Here is a 15,044-nt window from a genome sequence, read left to right on the forward strand (position 1 = left end):
AAGGGATCGCGACGATTATAAGCGTGCTTTGCTATAGTCGGCCGGTTACCTTGCCGATTCCCCATGCGCTTCCTTCTGCCTGTCATCTCCTCTCTGTTCGAGTTGCGCCGCCCGCCGGTGCGGCGCGTGCTGCTCAAGCAGATCTACTTCACCGGCAACGAGGCCGCGTGGATCATGCTGCTGATCGGCTTTGCCCTGGGCGGCATCGTGGTCAGCCAGTTGCACGATCAATACGGGCAAAGTCGGGAGGCCGCGATGCGCCTGCTGGCGGCATTGAGTTTCCGCGAGCTGACGCCGCTGATGGTGGGGCTGGTGCTGATCGCCCGGTCGTCGTCGGCCGTGGCCAGCGAACTGGCCAGCATGCGGGTGCACGGCGAGCTGCGCAGCCTGATGCGCTACGGTATCGATCCCGTCGGTTACCTGGTGCTGCCGCGCGTGTTGGGGATGACGCTGGCCGCCACGCTGCTGGGTTTTTTGCTGGCGTTGTCGGCGCAACTGGGCGGCGCGTTCTTCGTGTCGGGCGTGGACGCCACCTATCAATTGTTCCAGATGGACCGGATCGTTACGCCGGCGATGGTCGGCATCTGTCTGGGCAAATCGGCCTTGTTCGGCTTTGCCGCCTCTACCCTGGCATGCGTGGTGGGGCTGCGCGCCAAGGCTTACGTCACCGAGATTCCCAAGGCATCGTCGCGCGCAGTGGTGCGCGGGCTGGTGCTGGTGTTCCTGCTGGACCTGATCTGGGCGGTGATGTCATGAGCGATACCTCGTTCACGCTGGCGCTCGATCCGCCGCTCGAAGTCCGGCTGGGCGAGCATTACTGGCTGGTCGAGCACGACGAAATCCGGCGCGATAACTGGCTGGATACGCTGGCGCGCGCCGCGCTGGCGATCTGGCCCGGGCACGTTGCCAGCCTGGACGGCACCGGCGGGCTGGTGAACAACCTCCGGGTCTGGGAAAACCTCATCCTGCCCGCGTGGTACCATCACGCCGAGCCCTTGCCGGCACTGGAAGACAGCCTGCTGGCGCTGTTCGCGGAGGTGGGCATCGAGCCGGACGGCGCGGTGGGCATCTGCCAGAGCCTGCCCTCCGCACTGGGGCGCGAGTATCGGCAGGAACTGGCGCTGCTGCGCGCCGCGCTGACCAGGCCGTTCTGTCTGATCATCGACGGTGACTGGTATACCTTCCTGGCCTACGGTCGGGGCCTGGCCTGCCGCGCGCTGTTCGATCGCCTCGCGGCGCAGGCGGTCATTTTTGTCGTCGCCGCCTACCCGCCGCCGTCCACCGGCTTCCAGCGGCTGGAAGTGGTGGATGCTTCGCAACTCATCGTATCGGGCACCCATGAAGCTACTCAGGGATAGCGATCCGCGTTTCCAATGGCTGAGCTGGCGCGTGGGCGCCTTCGTCGGCAGCGCGGTGATGTTGGTCTTGATCGTCATCGGCCTGCTGGGCCTGAAGCAGGGCTATTTCGTTCCCAAGAGCCGCCTGCATTTCGTCGCCGAAAACGGTGCCGGCATGGTGGCGGGCATGCAGATCCGGCTGTCCGGCTTCAAGATCGGCGTGGTCGACAGCGTGGCGCTGAACGATCAGGCCAAGGTGGATGTCGAGCTGCTGGTGGAAGAACGCTACATGAAGTGGATCAAGCCCGACTCCACTGCCTTGCTGCAGCAGGAAGGGCTGCTGGGCGACAACTTCATCGAAATCGCCGGCGGCAGCCCGAACGCCAAGCCGGTGGACGACGGCGCCACGCTGACCTTCGCGCCGTCGCTGGGGCTGTCGGAAATCGCGCTCGATCTGCGCCAGCGCGCCATTCCCATCATCGATTCCGTCCAGGGCACGCTGGATTACCTGAACGATCCGCAGGGCGATCTGCGCGGCACGGTGGCCAATGTGCGCAAGCTGACCGAGGAGTTGCATGCCACCCGTGCCGCCGTGGACAAACTGTTGCAGAACCTGGATCGCGTCACCGGCGAGCAGGTGCCGCAGGTGATGGCACGCACCGAAGCCACGATGGCGCGTGCCGAACGGATCGCTGGAGAGCTGGAGGTCCGCCTGCCGAGCGTGATGGATAAACTCGACGGCACGCTGGCACAGGCGCAGGGCGCCGCCAGCGAGGCCAACGCGGCGGCTGGAACGGTGCGCCGCGCGCTGGACGAAGCCGCCCCGCGGCTGCCATCGCTGGTGCGCAATGCCGACGATCTGGTCAGTGGCGGGCGGGATGCGCTCGACGGCGCCAGCCGTTCCTGGCCGCTCAAGCTGTGGATGACGGCGCCGGAAGCCACGGCCCCCGTCGCCCCGAGCCGGGAGTAGACAATTGATCAGGATGAAGCACTGGATGGCGGTGCTGGCCATTGGCCTGGTGGCCTGCGCCAGCGAGCCCAAGGTGGAAAAGCCGGTGCGCCTGCAAACGGCCGAGTCGGCAATGCGTGCCGGCAACAAGGCCTTTGCGGGCGAGCGTTATCGGGATGCGGCGATGTCGTGGCAGGATGCCTTCGATGCTTACCGTAGCATCGACGACTGGGCCGGGCAGGGCGAGGCCAGGCTGGGCCTGGCCCAGGCTTTCGACCGGCAGGGCGAAGCCGCCGCCGCGCGCAACGTGCTGCTGGGGCTGCCGGAACAGATATTGTTTCCGCAGCCGCTGCGCGCTAGGGCGGCCTATCAGCTCGCGCTGCTTGCGGCGCGCGACGATGCGACGGGGGCCGCCGAACGTCTGCAACAGGCCCGCACGCTATGCGCGGCCCCGTGCGCGCTGGCGCCGCAACTGGACAACCTGGCGGCGCGGCTGGCGCTGCCGACGGCGCCCGCGCAAGCCGAGGCGCTGGCGCGTGGCGTGCTGGATGGCATGCCGGGCGCGCCCGCGGTCGAGCGCGCGCATGCGGCCAGGCTGATCGCCGAGGCAAGGTTGCTGGCGAACGACGCTCCGACGGCACGCGATGTCCTGCTGCAAGCCATTGCTCTCGACAAGGAGCAGGGCAATTCGACTTTTCTCGGCGACGATTTCGCGCTGCTGATCAAGGTGGCGCGCGCGCTGGACGACGCCGCATTGCGGGCGGAGGCCGAGGCGCGTTTCGCCAGCCTGTGCGCGGCGGTTCGCGTTGCCGCGTGCAAGGCGCCTTGATGCGCTGCGCAATCGGGGGCTATAATCTTGCGCTTCCGCGTTTTGCGGAAATCTTCCCGGTCCGCCATTAAGGGTGCCAGGGCGTAGCCCAGGTGTCGCGCGGACGGTAGGCCATAACCCTTATCGGAGTTTTTATTCCATGTCGATCAGCATGCGTGAAATGCTCGAGGCCGGTGTTCACTTCGGCCACCAGACCCGTTACTGGCATCCGAAGATGGGTCAGTACATCTTCGGTGCGCGCAACAAGATTCACATCATCAACCTCGAAAAGACCCTGCCGATGCTGGAAGACGCGCTGAAGTACGTGCGTCGCCTGTCGGCCAACAAGGGCACCATCCTGTTCGTCGGCACCAAGCGCCAGGCCCGCGAAATCCTGGCTGAAGAAGCGCAACGCGCCGGCAGCCCGTTCGTCGACCATCGCTGGCTCGGCGGCATGCTGACCAACTTCAAGACGGTCAAGCAATCGATCAAGCGCCTGGAAGAACAACAGGCCATCCTGGCCGACGAAAACAGCGGCTACGGCAAGAAGGAACTGCTGACCATCCAGCGCGAAGTCGAGAAGCTCGAGCGCTCGCTGGGCGGCATCAAGGACATGAAGGGTCTGCCGGACGCGATCTTCATCATCGACACCGGCTACCAGCACGGTACCGTCGTCGAAGCCAAGAAGCTGGGTATCCCGCTGATCGGCGTGGTCGATACCAACAACGACCCGCAAGGCATCGACTACGTGATCCCGGGTAACGACGACTCCAGCCGCGCCATCCGTCTGTACGCGCGCGCCGTGGCTGACGCCGTGCTCGAAGGCCGTAACCAGGCTGTTCAGGAAATCGTCGAAGCGGCCGCTGCAGCCGAGGCGTAATCCTCAAGCCATAGCATTCAGCGAAAAGGGGCCTATACAGCCCCTTTTTCGTAACAGTGAACACAACGAATTCAGGAGAACGTCATGGCGGAAATTACCGCAAAGATGGTTGCCGAGCTGCGTGAAATGACCGGCATGGGCATGATGGAATGCAAGAAGGCGCTGGTCGAGGCCGAAGGCGACATCAAGAAGGCCGAGGAAGTGCTGCGGATCAAATCCGGCAACAAGGCTTCCAAGCTGGCCGGCCGCACTGCCGCCGAAGGCACCGTGGTCACTTTCATCAGCGCCGACAAGAAGCTGGGCGCGCTGCTCGAAGTGAACTGTGAAACCGACTTCGTTGCCAAGGACGAAGGCTTCCTGGGCTTTGCCCGCGCTGCCGCCGAAGCCGCCGCCAAGTCCGACGCCGCCGACGTGGAAGCGCTGGCCGCTGCCAAGACCGCTTCGGGCGAAACCGTCGAGGAAGTGCGCAAGGCTATCATCGCCAAGCTGGGCGAGAACATCACGCTGCGTCGTTTCGTGCGCTACAGCACCGCCGGCCAACTGGCTGCCTACCTGCACGGCTCCAAGATCGGCGTGCTGGTCGACTTCGAAGGTGGCGAGGAACAACTGGGCAAGGATATCGCGATGCATATCGCCGCCTCCAAGCCCAAGTCGCTGGACGCCAGCGGCGTGTCGGCCGAGCTGATCGAAACCGAGCGTCGCGTTGCCATCGAGCGCGCGAAGGAAGCCGGCAAGCCGGAAGCCATGCTGGAAAAGATCGCCGACGGTACCGTGCAGAAGTTCCTGAAGGACGTCACCCTGCTGGGTCAGCCGTTCGTCAAGGACGACAAGGTCACCATCGAGCAACTGCTGAAAAATAATTCCGCCAAAGTGAACGCATTCACCCTCTTCGTGGTCGGTGAAGGCATCGAGAAGAAAGTGGTGGACTATGCTGCTGAAGTGGCCGCGGCCGCCAAGGTCTAAGCTTCCGGCATCAGGTTTTACCAGTCGTACCCGTATAAACGCCGCGCGGCAACGCGCGGCGTTTCCACGCCTGCCCCATATGTCGCCCGCATCGCAAAGGAAACCCGCATGAGCCAGACACCCAAGTACAAACGCATCCTTCTGAAACTCTCCGGCGAAGCCCTGATGGGCGAGGACAGCTACGGCATCAATCGCGCCACCATCGAACGTATCGTTGGCGAAGTGAAGGACGTTGTGGACCTCGGGGTGCAGGTGGCCGTGGTGATCGGCGGTGGCAATATCTTTCGCGGCGTGGCGCCGGCTGCCGCGGGCATGGACCGTGCCACGGCCGACTACATGGGCATGCTGGCCACGGTGATGAATGCGCTGGCGTTGCAGGATGCGATGCGCCATGCCGGCATCGTCAGCCGGGTACAGAGCGCGCTGACCATCCAGCAGGTGGCCGAACCCTATATCCGTGGCAAGGCCATCCGCTACCTGGAAGAAAACAAGGTGGTGATCTTCGGTGCCGGCACCGGCAACCCGTTCTTCACCACCGATACCGCCGCCGCGCTGCGCGGCATGGAAGTGGGTGCGGACATCGTGCTCAAGGCAACCAAGGTGGACGGCGTGTATACCGACGACCCCAAGAAGAACCCGGATGCGGTGCGCTACCAGACCGTCACGTTCGACGAGGCCATCGGCCGCAATCTGAAGGTGATGGATGCCACGGCCTTTGCGCTGTGTCGCGACCAGAAGATGAACATCAGCGTGTTCAGCATCTTCAAGCAGGGTGCGCTGAAGCGGGTCGTGCTTGGGGAAGACGAAGGCACGCTGGTACACTGCTGAGTTCACGGCGCCGGGCGGCGCCAGAGAATTCCAAGGCATCTACCCTTGGGTGCCCCGACAGGCGGCTTGCTCCGCCTGTTTGTTTTCGCAGCGAAAGGATTAGCTTCATGATCGCCGACATCAAAAAGAACACCGAAGCCAAGATGCAAAAGACGGTCGAGGCACTGAAGACCGACCTGGCCAAGGTTCGCACCGGCCGTGCGCATACCGGCCTGCTCGACCACATCATGGTCGACTACTACGGCAACCCCACTCCGGTGAACCAGGTGGCCGCCATCAACCTGATCGACGCTCGCACCATCGGCGTGCAACCGTGGGAAAAGCCCATGGTTTCCAAGGTGGAAAAGGCGATCCGCGATTCCGACCTGGGCCTGAACCCGGCCACCAACGGCGACGTGATCCGCGTGCCGATGCCGATGCTGACCGAGGAACGCCGCAAGGACCTGACCAAAGTGGTTCGGGGCGAGGCGGAAGATGCCCGTGTGGCGGTCCGCAATGTGCGCCGCGACGCCAACGACCAGTTGAAGAAGCTGGTCAAGGACAAGGAAATCTCCGAGGACGACGAGCACCGCGGCCAGGACGATGTCCAGAAGCTCACCGACAAGTACATCGCCGAAGTCGACAAGCTGCTTGCCGAAAAAGAAAAAGAACTGATGACCGTCTGAGCCGGAGCAGTCCGTGGCAATTTTCCGCAGTTCCACCCGCGACGTGCCGGACGATACGCCCTGCGTTCCCCGGCACGTGGCGATCATCATGGATGGCAATGGCCGCTGGGCCAAGCAACGCATGATGCCGCGCGTCTTCGGGCACAAACGTGGCGTGGATGCGCTGCGCGAGACGGTGAAGGCATGCGATACGCTGGGGGTCGAATACCTGACGGTATTCGCCTTCAGCAGCGAAAACTGGCGTCGTCCGGCCGACGAGGTTTCGTTCCTGATGGGGTTGTTCCTGCGGGTGCTCAATACCGAGATCGAGCGCATGCACGAGCGTGGCATCCGTCTCAAGATCGTCGGTAGCCGCGACAAGTTTTCGGCGGAGCTGGTCGGCCTGATCGAGGCCGCCGAAGCGCGCACGGCCGACAACACCGGGCTGACCCTGTCGATTGCCGCCGACTATGGCGGCCGCTGGGATGTCCTGAACGCGGTGAACCGTTGCCTCGCCGAGCAACCGGCGCGCGCGGCGCTGACCGAGGACGATATCGCGCCTTTCCTGGCGATGAACTACGCGCCGGAGCCGGATCTGTTCATCCGCACCGGCGGCGAGCAGCGCATCAGCAATTTCCTGCTGTGGCAACTTGCCTACACCGAACTTTACTTCACCGATCTGCTCTGGCCCGATTTCGGCCTGGGCGCTTTCAACGACGCCATCGCGTGGTACCAGGGGCGCGAGCGGCGCTTCGGGCGGACCAGCGAACAATTGCAGGCCACCAGCGGATGCTGAAAACCCGTGTCTTGACCGCCCTGGTCCTGTTGCCGTTGGTTCTTGCTGCCTTGTTCCTGTTGCCCCATGTGGGCTGGATTGCGTTTGCCGCCGTGGTCTGCGGCGGGGCGGCCTGGGAATGGTCACGCCTGTGCGGATTGCGCGGCGCAATCGCCTGGGTCTTGCCGGTGCTGGTGGCGGCCGGGGTGGCCTTGCTGGCGCCAGGACCGCTGCCCGTGTTCGAGCAGCCGTGGTGGCCGGTGGTGCTGGCGGCGATCTTCTTCTGGCTTGCCGCCGCGCCAGCCTGGTTGCGCTGGCGCTGGCCGTTGGCGGCAACGCTGGCCAAGGGGTTGCCCATCGGGTTTCTGCTGTTGCTGGGCGCGGGGCTGAGCCTGATCGCGCTGCGCGGGGCCGCCGGCCCCTGGGGCGTGCTGGGCGTGCTGGCGATCGCCTGGATCGCCGATACCGCCGCGTATTTTTCCGGCAAGGCATTTGGCCGCCACAAGCTGGCGCCCGCCATCAGCCCGGGCAAGACCTGGGAAGGCGTGGCGGGGGCCGCGGTGGCGGTGTCGATCTACGCCGTGGTCATTGCCGTTGTCTGCACGTTGCCGTGGTGGAAGTGCATGCTGGCGGCGCTGCTGCTGATGGCGATCTCCATCGCGGGTGACCTGCTGGAGTCGCTGTTCAAGCGGCAGGCCGGGCTGAAGGATTCCAGCAATCTGTTGCCGGGGCACGGCGGCGTGCTGGATCGCATCGACAGCCTGGTCGCGTTGATGCCGCTGGCCTTGCCATTGCTGTACTGGCTTTCGCGTTGAGCAACCGTGCCAGGCTGGCCGGAAAGATGGATACTGGCGCAACGACGTTGCCTTGGGTTCGATGATTCAAGCTTGCAGCAGATTCTGATCAGGCATTAATTCTGGAATACCGATGTCCGCAGCTCTCCGTACCCTGACTGTCCTGGGCTCCACCGGCAGCATCGGGGTCAGTACGCTCGATGTGGTTGCCCGTTATCCCGAGCGCTATCGCATCCACGCCCTGACCGGCGCCACCCAGCTCGACCGTCTGTTCGAACAGGCGCAGACCTTTCGACCCCGCTATGCCGTGGTACTGGACGAACGCTCGGCGGAACAGCTCGCCGCGCGGCTTCGTGCCGCGGGCAGCGATACCGAGGTATTGTGCGGCGAAGCCGCGCTGGAACAGGTGTCCATTGCCCCTGAAGTCTGTACCGTTATGGCCGCCATCGTCGGCGCCGCCGGGATGAAGCCCACGCTGGCGGCGGCGCGGGCAGGCAAGCGTGTGCTGCTGGCCAACAAGGAAACCCTGGTGCTGGCGGGCCGCCTGTTCATGGATGAGGTCAAGGCCAGTGGCGCCGAGCTGTTGCCCATCGACAGCGAGCACAACGCCATCTTTCAGGTATTGCCGCGTGCGCATCGCGAGCACCCCTACGCCCAGGGGCTGCGTGAATCCGGTGTCCGGCGCATCCTGCTCACCGCCTCGGGTGGCCCGTTCCGTACCCGCGCCATCGAGACTTTCGCCCGGATCACGCCGGAGGAGGCGGTCAAGCATCCCAATTGGTCGATGGGGCGCAAGATTTCGGTCGATTCGGCCAGCATGATGAACAAGGGGCTGGAGGTCATCGAGGCTCGCTGGCTGTTCAATGCCCAGCCGGAGGAAATCTCGGTGCTGGTTCACCCGCAGAGCATCGTGCATTCGATGGTGGAGTACGCGGACGGATCGGTACTGGCCCAGATGGGGTCGCCGGACATGCGCACGCCGATTGCCTACGGCATGGCTTATCCGGAGCGCATCGACCCGGGCGTCAAATCACTCGATCTCTTCAGTGTGGGGCGGCTGGATTTCGAAGCGCCCGATCTGGCGCGTTTTCCTTGCCTGAGGCTGGCGTTCGAAGCGCTGGCGGCAGGCGGCGCGGCCACCGCGGTGCTCAACGCGGCAAACGAAGTCGCGGTGGCGGCCTTTCTGGACAACCGGCTGTCGTTTCCCGGCATCGCCGCCCTCGGCGAAGCAGTGCTGGCCCAGGTGGGCGGCCTGCCCGCGGATGACCTGGATGCCCTGTTGCATGCGGACGCCGTGGCCCGGGAAGCGGCCACGGCATGGCTATCCCGGCAGGAGCGCCCATGCTGACCCTGCTGGCTTTTGTCGTCACCCTGGGCCTGCTGGTCACCGTGCACGAATACGGCCACTACTGGGTGGCCAAGCGTTGCGGCATCAAGGTGCTGACGTTTTCCATCGGCTTCGGCAAACCGCTGCTGACCTGGCAGCGCGGGGAGACGACCTGGCAACTGGCGATGCTGCCACTGGGTGGCTACGTCAAGATGCTCGACGAGCGCGAAGCGCCGGTAGCGCCTTTTGAGCTGCCTCGCACCTTCAATCAACAACATCCGGGAAAGAAGATCGCCGTGGTGCTGGCCGGGCCGCTGGCCAATCTGATCCTGGCCTGCGGCCTCTACGCGGGGCTGAATACCTGGGGGTTCGATGCGATGCGGGCCGTTGCGGGGCAGATCGTTGCCGATTCGCCCGCCGCGCGCGCGGGCATTCGCTCTGGCGACGAAATCCTGCAGGTCGGCACGCAGCGGATCACGACATGGGATCAGTTTTTCATTGCGTTGATCGACGAGGCGGGGAGCGATGAACCCCTGCAGGTCACGGTCCGCAGCCCCGGGCAAGGCGAGCGCAGTGTCTCGCTGCCGCCGGTGGCCACCAGCCAGATCAGCCCGCAATTGCCGGGTAGCCTGGGCATCCTGGCCGCGCCGCTGTCCACCCGTATTTCCCAGGTTACGCCGGGCAGTGCGGCAGAGCGCGCCGGTTTGCGCGCGGGTGATACGGTGCTGGCGCTGGATGGCGCCCGGCTTGCTTCGTGGCCGGCATTTCAGGCGGAGATCGCCCGCCGGGCGGGGCAGTCGGTCCAGATTACCGTCCAGCGTGACGGCAAGGCGGTGATCTTCGCCGCCACGCCGGACCGTGCCAATGTGGATGGCCGCGAGGTAGGGCGCCTGGGGCTGGTGCCCGCGCTCGACCAGGCGAAGTGGGATGCGCAGCGCATCCGGCTGCAATACGGTCCGGTCGAGGCGGTGCAACTGGGGCTGACCAAGGCCTGGACCTACGCGCGCATCACGCTGGTCATGTTCGGTCGCATGCTGGTCGGCGCGGCACCGCTGGACCAGGTCAGCGGTCCGGTGACCATCGCGGTTTATGCCGGCGAAAGCGCCAGGGCAGGGATCGGTGTCTATATCGACTATCTGGCCCTGATCAGCTTGAGCCTGGCTGTCCTGAACCTGCTACCCATCCCGCTGCTGGATGGCGGGCATTTGATGTATCATACCGCCGAGTTGCTGACCGGCCGCCCGGTCCCGGCCCGCCTTGAGGCGATCGGGCAGCGCATCGGTCTGGCGCTGTTGCTGGGGCTGATGGCCCTGGCACTCTTCAACGATTTCAATCGGTTCCTACCTGGCTGATTGCCCTCCCGACCTGCGCACAATGAAACTAAAACCGCTTCATCTGCTGCTCGCGGCCATCCTCGGCTCGACGCTTCCTTCCGTTTGGGCCATTGATCCGTTCACCGTACGCGATATCAAGGTGGAAGGGTTGCAGCGAACCGACCTGGGTACCGTCTTCAATTATCTGCCGGTGAAGGTCGGGGAGCGTTTCGACGATGCCCGCGCCACCGAGTCGATCAAGGCGCTGTTTTCCACCGGCTTTTTCGACGACGTACGCGTCGAACGCGATGGCGATGTGCTGATCATCACCGTCGAAGAGCGGCCGACCATCGCGCAGATCAACATCAATGGCTCCAAGCTGCTGGAGAAGGACCAGATTCGTCAGGCGCTGCGCTCGCAGAACTTCGCCGAAGGGCGGATCTTCGAGCAGGGCGTGCTCGATGCGGCGGTCAACGAACTCAAGCAGCAGTATTTCTCCCGTGGTCGCTATTCGGTCATCATCAAGACCCAGCTCACCAAGCTGGAACGCAACCGGATGGGCGTACAGTTCGACATCTCCGAAGGCGAGGTCGCCCGCATCCAGCGCATCAACATCGTGGGCGCCAAGGTATTCAAGGAAGGCGACCTGATCGACGAGATGGCGCTGACCACCCCGAACTGGATGACCTGGTACACCCGTACCGATCAATACTCCAAGCCGAAATTGCAGGCCGACCAGGAAGCGCTGCGCTCCTATTATCTGGATCGCGGCTATCTGGAAATGGCCATCGACTCCACCCAGGTCGCCATTTCGGAAGATCGCGAGTCGGTCTACCTCACGCTGAACATCACGGAAGGCGAGCGCTATACCGTCAGCGACATCAAGCTGGTGGGCGATAGCATCGTCGGCGCCGATGAGTTGCAGAAGCTGCTGGAAGTGAAGGGCGGCGATGTGTTCTCGCGGCAAAAGCTGAACAAATCCACCGCGGCCATCACGGACCGCCTGGCTGACGAGGGCTACGCGTTCGCCAACGTCAATGCCGTCCCCCAGCTGGACAAGGAAAAGCACACTGTCTCGTTCACGGTTTACGTCGATCCGGGCCGCAAGGTCTATGTCCGCCGCATCAATGTCGCCGGCAACAACCTGACCCGTGACGAAGTGATCCGGCGCGAATTGCGCCAACTGGAATCGGCCCAATACGACGGCTCCAAGGTCAAGCGCTCCAAGCAGCGGCTGAACCAGCTCGATTACTTCAGCGAAGTGAACATCGACACGGCCCCGGTTCCTGATGCGCCGGACGAAGTGGACATGAACGTCAACGTCGTCGAGAAAAAGACCGGTCAGTTCAATATCGGTGCCGGCTACGGCCAGTCGGAAGGCGTGGTGTTCGTCCTGTCGCTGTCGCAGAACAACTTCCTGGGTTCGGGCAAGCGGTTTACCGCTGAATTCAACAACTCCAGCGCCAACAAGGTCTATTCGTTCTCGCTGCTCGAGCCCTATTTGACGCCTGATGGGATTTCGGTCGGTTATAACCTGTATCGCCGCGACACCGATCCGGGCGAGATGGACATCGGCGATTACTCCACTTCCGCCTATGGCGGCAGCGTGCGCTTCGGTTTCCCCACATCGGAAACCAATCGCGTCAATGTCGGCCTGGCTCTGGAAAACCTCAAGCTACAGACCACCGGCGACTCGCCGAAGCGAGTGCTCGATTTCATCAGTCGCAATGGCGACACCAACATGACGTATACCGCGTCGGTCAACTGGTCGCGCGACACCCGGGACAGCGCGTCCTACCCCACGCGCGGCATGCTGACCAGCCTGGGGGCCGAGGTAACGATTCCGGGCTCCGATCTCGACTACTACAAAACCAATATTTCCAACCAGTTGTTCATTCCGATTTACGATACCACCAGCCTGATGTGGAACGTCGATATCGGCTGGGGCGGAAAGATCGGCGATAGCGAGTTCCCGTTCTACAAGAATTACTATGCCGGCGGCGTTTCGTCGATTCGCGGTTACGAATACGGCACGGTCGGTCCCAAGGACGAAAATGGCGACGGCATGGGCGGCACCAAGAAACTGGTGAACAATATCGAATTGCTGTTCCCCATCCCTGGCATGAAGGATGACAAGTCCACCCGCCTGAGCCTGTTTACCGACCTGGGCGGCGTGTGGGATGAAGATACCGATCCAAGCACCGACGATCTGCGGTATTCGGCCGGCGTGGCGTTTACCTGGATTTCGCCGATCGGGCCGATCAAGCTTTCCTACGCCAAGCCGTTCAATGCCAAGGACGAGGATAAGACCGAATCCTTCCAGTTCCAGTTGGGCAACGTTTTCTAAGTTTGACGGCGGCACGTTCTTTCCGTGTTTGAGGTGGCCAGATGAAGTTCAGAATTGCATGTTTGATCGGCACGGTATTGATGGTGTTGTCCGGCTTTGCCAGCGCGGAGATGAAGATCGGCTTTGTCGATGCCCAGCGCATCATGCGCGAGTCGGGCCCGGCCATTCGGGCCGGCAAACGGCTGGAAAAGGAATTCGAAGCGAGACGATTGGAATTGCAGAAGGTTGCGGGGCAAGGCAAGGCGTTGCAGCAGGCGCTCGATAAAAACACCATGTCCGAGACGGATCGTCGCTCGCGCGAGCGCGAGCTGGTGCGCCTGAACCAGGATTTCCTGCGCATGCAACGTGAGTTGAACGAAGACCTGAACGCGCGTCGCAACGAAGAGCTGGCGGGCGTCCAGGAACGGATCAACAACGCGATCCAGCAGATCGCCACCGCCGACAAATACGACCTGATCCTGCAGGAAGCCGCTTGGAGCACGCCCAAGATCGACATCACCGACAAGGTGCTCAAGCTGCTGTCGGACAAGTGATGCCGGGCATGCTGCTTTCCGAATTGATCGCTTGCCTGGGCGGCGAGCTACAGGGTGAGGACATTCGCGTCAGGGGGTTGGCCAGCCTGGAGCGGGCGGGCGCGGATCAGTTGTCCTTCCTGGTCCAGCGCAAATTCCTGGGTGCCGCGCAGGCCAGCCTGGCCGGCGCATTGATCGTGCGCCCCACTGAGGCGCCGTCGCTGTCGCGCCCCTGCATCGTGACCAGCGATCCGTACCTGTATTACGCCCGCGCGGCGCGCGTGTTGTATCCCGATGCGCAAATCGAGGCGGGCATCGATCCCAAAGCCTCGGTCGATCCATCCGCCGTGGTGGCGGCCGACGCGCAGATCGGGCCTGGCGTGGTGATCGGCCCGGGCGCCAGCATTGGCGAGCGCAGCGTGTTGCGGGCCAATGTATATGTCGGCGCCGGAGCGCGGATCGGCGCGGATTGCCTGCTGCATCCGAATACGGTGCTCGCGGCGCATTGCGAGCTGGGTGACCGCGTCATCCTGCATCCGGGCGCGGTGATCGGCTCCGATGGCTTCGGCAATGCCTGGGCTGGCGATCATTGGGAGAAAATTCCGCAGATCGGGCGCGCCATCGTGGGAAACGACGTCGAGATCGGCAGCAACACCACGGTGGACCGCGGCGCGCTGGACGATACGCTGATCGGCAACGGCGCCCGCATCGATAACCTGGTGCAGGTCGCGCATAACGTGGTGATCGGCGAACATACCGCCATCGCCGGTTGCGTCGGCATCGCCGGATCGGTCAAGATCGGCGCCCGCTGCCAGATCGGTGGCGCGGCCATGATCAGCGGCCACCTGGAACTCTGCGACGGGGTCGTGGTGCTGGGTGGCACCCTGATTGCCAAGACGATCCGCACGCCCGGCGTCTACTCTGGCTCGTACCCGATGCAGGCGCATGCCGACTGGCTGAAGAATGCGGCGCAATTGCGCCACCTGGACGCGCTGGCCGAGCGCGTCAAGCAACTTGAAAAAAAGCTGGCGGGACTGAATCCACCGGCAGGGGAGCAAGAATGAGCATCACCATGAACATCACCGAAATCCTGAAATACCTGCCGCACCGCTATCCGTTCCTGCTGGTCGACAAGGTGCTCGAACTGGAGCCCGGCAAGTCGATCAAGGCGGTGAAGAATGTCACCATGAACGAGCAGTTCTTCACCGGGCACTTTCCGCAATACCCGGTGATGCCGGGTGTGCTGATCATCGAGGCACTGGCCCAAGCGGCCGGGGTGCTGGCGTTCAAGACCGAGAACAAGACCGCCGACAGCGGTACGCTGTATTTCTTTGCTGGCATCGACAATGCGCGCTTCAAGCGGCAGGTGCTGCCGGGCGATACGCTCACCCTGTGCGTCGAGATCGTCACGCAGAAACGCGGTATCGGCAAATACAAGGCCAAGGCCTATGTCGGCGAGGAACTGGCCGCCGAGGCCGATCTGCTATGCGCGGAGCGCCAGGTCAGCAAGACTGCCTGATTGTCTGGCGGCGCCGCCGCCTTTGCAGGACCGGTGAAGGCGGCACGT

The 15,044-nt window shown here is 63.5% G+C and carries 16 protein-coding genes; all 16 read left to right on the forward strand.

The features are described from left to right. The first annotated feature begins 63 nt into the window (after positions 1 to 63). The 16 genes from FAZ21_RS05035 (at position 64) to fabZ (ending at position 14,996) form a co-directional block, all read left to right on the forward strand. On the forward strand, positions 64 to 756 hold the full coding sequence (locus tag FAZ21_RS05035; protein ID WP_136772193.1) for an MlaE family ABC transporter permease: 693 nt from the start codon (positions 64 to 66) through the stop codon (positions 754 to 756). Beyond that, on the forward strand, positions 753 to 1,358 hold the full coding sequence (locus FAZ21_RS05040; RefSeq protein WP_136772194.1) for a hypothetical protein: 606 nt from the start codon (positions 753 to 755) through the stop codon (positions 1,356 to 1,358). Before FAZ21_RS05035 ends, FAZ21_RS05040 begins: the two co-directional genes overlap by 4 nt. Beyond that, a complete protein-coding gene (locus FAZ21_RS05045; RefSeq protein ID WP_169307257.1) occupies positions 1,339 to 2,307 on the forward strand; it encodes an MlaD family protein in 969 nt (322 codons plus the stop codon). Before FAZ21_RS05040 ends, FAZ21_RS05045 begins: the two co-directional genes overlap by 20 nt. Before the next feature lie 13 nt (positions 2,308 to 2,320). Next, the gene (locus FAZ21_RS05050; protein ID WP_136772196.1) at positions 2,321 to 3,115 is read left to right on the forward strand and encodes a hypothetical protein; all 795 of its coding nucleotides are present in this window, start codon (positions 2,321 to 2,323) and stop codon (positions 3,113 to 3,115) included. A gap of 139 nt (positions 3,116 to 3,254) precedes the next feature. Further along, positions 3,255 to 3,974 carry a 30S ribosomal protein S2 gene (rpsB, locus tag FAZ21_RS05055; RefSeq protein ID WP_136772197.1) on the forward strand — a complete coding sequence of 240 codons (720 nt, stop codon included), beginning with the start codon at positions 3,255 to 3,257 and terminating at the stop codon, positions 3,972 to 3,974. Between the two features lie 84 nt (positions 3,975 to 4,058). Then, positions 4,059 to 4,937: a translation elongation factor Ts gene (gene tsf, locus FAZ21_RS05060; RefSeq protein ID WP_136772198.1), complete on the forward strand. Its 879-nt coding sequence runs from the start codon at positions 4,059 to 4,061 to the stop codon at positions 4,935 to 4,937. A gap of 108 nt (positions 4,938 to 5,045) precedes the next feature. Further along, positions 5,046 to 5,765 (forward strand): UMP kinase, encoded by a 720-nt coding sequence (gene pyrH / locus FAZ21_RS05065; RefSeq protein WP_018747511.1) that lies wholly within the window; start codon positions 5,046 to 5,048, stop codon positions 5,763 to 5,765. Positions 5,766 to 5,872: 107 nt separating this feature from the next. Next, positions 5,873 to 6,430 carry a ribosome recycling factor gene (frr, locus tag FAZ21_RS05070; protein ID WP_136772199.1) on the forward strand — a complete coding sequence of 186 codons (558 nt, stop codon included), beginning with the start codon at positions 5,873 to 5,875 and terminating at the stop codon, positions 6,428 to 6,430. Positions 6,431 to 6,449: 19 nt separating this feature from the next. Further along, a complete protein-coding gene (uppS, locus tag FAZ21_RS05075; protein WP_373279526.1) occupies positions 6,450 to 7,205 on the forward strand; it encodes a polyprenyl diphosphate synthase in 756 nt (251 codons plus the stop codon). Between the two features lie 11 nt (positions 7,206 to 7,216). Further along, positions 7,217 to 7,999, forward strand: a complete 783-nt coding sequence (locus FAZ21_RS05080) for a phosphatidate cytidylyltransferase (RefSeq protein WP_246038492.1) — start codon at positions 7,217 to 7,219, stop codon at positions 7,997 to 7,999. A 112-nt stretch (positions 8,000 to 8,111) separates the two neighbouring features. Continuing rightward, positions 8,112 to 9,326, forward strand: a complete 1,215-nt coding sequence (ispC, locus tag FAZ21_RS05085) for a 1-deoxy-D-xylulose-5-phosphate reductoisomerase (RefSeq protein ID WP_136772202.1) — start codon at positions 8,112 to 8,114, stop codon at positions 9,324 to 9,326. Next, the gene (gene rseP, locus FAZ21_RS05090) at positions 9,320 to 10,657 is read left to right on the forward strand and encodes an RIP metalloprotease RseP (RefSeq protein ID WP_169307258.1); all 1,338 of its coding nucleotides are present in this window, start codon (positions 9,320 to 9,322) and stop codon (positions 10,655 to 10,657) included. Before ispC ends, rseP begins: the two co-directional genes overlap by 7 nt. Positions 10,658 to 10,679: 22 nt before the next feature. Then, positions 10,680 to 12,965 carry an outer membrane protein assembly factor BamA gene (gene bamA / locus FAZ21_RS05095; protein WP_136772204.1) on the forward strand — a complete coding sequence of 762 codons (2,286 nt, stop codon included), beginning with the start codon at positions 10,680 to 10,682 and terminating at the stop codon, positions 12,963 to 12,965. A gap of 41 nt (positions 12,966 to 13,006) precedes the next feature. Beyond that, entirely contained in the window at positions 13,007 to 13,498 is a 492-nt protein-coding gene (locus FAZ21_RS05100; RefSeq protein WP_136772205.1) for an OmpH/Skp family outer membrane protein, read from the forward strand. 8 nt (positions 13,499 to 13,506) lie between these two features. After that, on the forward strand, positions 13,507 to 14,541 hold the full coding sequence (gene lpxD / locus FAZ21_RS05105) for a UDP-3-O-(3-hydroxymyristoyl)glucosamine N-acyltransferase (RefSeq protein WP_308418434.1): 1,035 nt from the start codon (positions 13,507 to 13,509) through the stop codon (positions 14,539 to 14,541). Then, positions 14,538 to 14,996 (forward strand): 3-hydroxyacyl-ACP dehydratase FabZ, encoded by a 459-nt coding sequence (fabZ, locus tag FAZ21_RS05110; RefSeq protein WP_136772207.1) that lies wholly within the window; start codon positions 14,538 to 14,540, stop codon positions 14,994 to 14,996. Before lpxD ends, fabZ begins: the two co-directional genes overlap by 4 nt. The last annotated feature ends 48 nt before the right edge of the window (positions 14,997 to 15,044 follow it).

The organism is Chitiniphilus eburneus (assembly GCF_005048205.1).
GTDB lineage: Bacteria > Pseudomonadota > Gammaproteobacteria > Burkholderiales > Chitinibacteraceae > Chitiniphilus > Chitiniphilus eburneus.

Excerpts from the sequence above, each read along its gene's own strand:
- bamA (WP_136772204.1), top strand. The coding sequence starts at position 10,680 with ATGAAACTAAAACCGCTTCATCTGCTGCTCGCGGCCATCCTCGGCTCG.
- fabZ (WP_136772207.1), top strand. The coding sequence starts at position 14,538 with ATGAGCATCACCATGAACATCACCGAAATCCTGAAATACCTGCCGCAC.
- FAZ21_RS05035 (WP_136772193.1), top strand. The coding sequence starts at position 64 with ATGCGCTTCCTTCTGCCTGTCATCTCCTCTCTGTTCGAGTTGCGCCGC.
- FAZ21_RS05045 (WP_169307257.1), top strand. The coding sequence starts at position 1,339 with ATGAAGCTACTCAGGGATAGCGATCCGCGTTTCCAATGGCTGAGCTGG.
- lpxD (WP_308418434.1), top strand. The coding sequence starts at position 13,507 with ATGCTGCTTTCCGAATTGATCGCTTGCCTGGGCGGCGAGCTACAGGGT.
- FAZ21_RS05040 (WP_136772194.1), top strand. The coding sequence starts at position 753 with ATGAGCGATACCTCGTTCACGCTGGCGCTCGATCCGCCGCTCGAAGTC.
- pyrH (WP_018747511.1), top strand. The coding sequence starts at position 5,046 with ATGAGCCAGACACCCAAGTACAAACGCATCCTTCTGAAACTCTCCGGC.
- tsf (WP_136772198.1), top strand. The coding sequence starts at position 4,059 with ATGGCGGAAATTACCGCAAAGATGGTTGCCGAGCTGCGTGAAATGACC.
- FAZ21_RS05100 (WP_136772205.1), top strand. The coding sequence starts at position 13,007 with ATGAAGTTCAGAATTGCATGTTTGATCGGCACGGTATTGATGGTGTTG.
- rpsB (WP_136772197.1), top strand. The coding sequence starts at position 3,255 with ATGTCGATCAGCATGCGTGAAATGCTCGAGGCCGGTGTTCACTTCGGC.
- frr (WP_136772199.1), top strand. The coding sequence starts at position 5,873 with ATGATCGCCGACATCAAAAAGAACACCGAAGCCAAGATGCAAAAGACG.
- rseP (WP_169307258.1), top strand. The coding sequence starts at position 9,320 with ATGCTGACCCTGCTGGCTTTTGTCGTCACCCTGGGCCTGCTGGTCACC.
- ispC (WP_136772202.1), top strand. The coding sequence starts at position 8,112 with ATGTCCGCAGCTCTCCGTACCCTGACTGTCCTGGGCTCCACCGGCAGC.
- FAZ21_RS05050 (WP_136772196.1), top strand. The coding sequence starts at position 2,321 with ATGAAGCACTGGATGGCGGTGCTGGCCATTGGCCTGGTGGCCTGCGCC.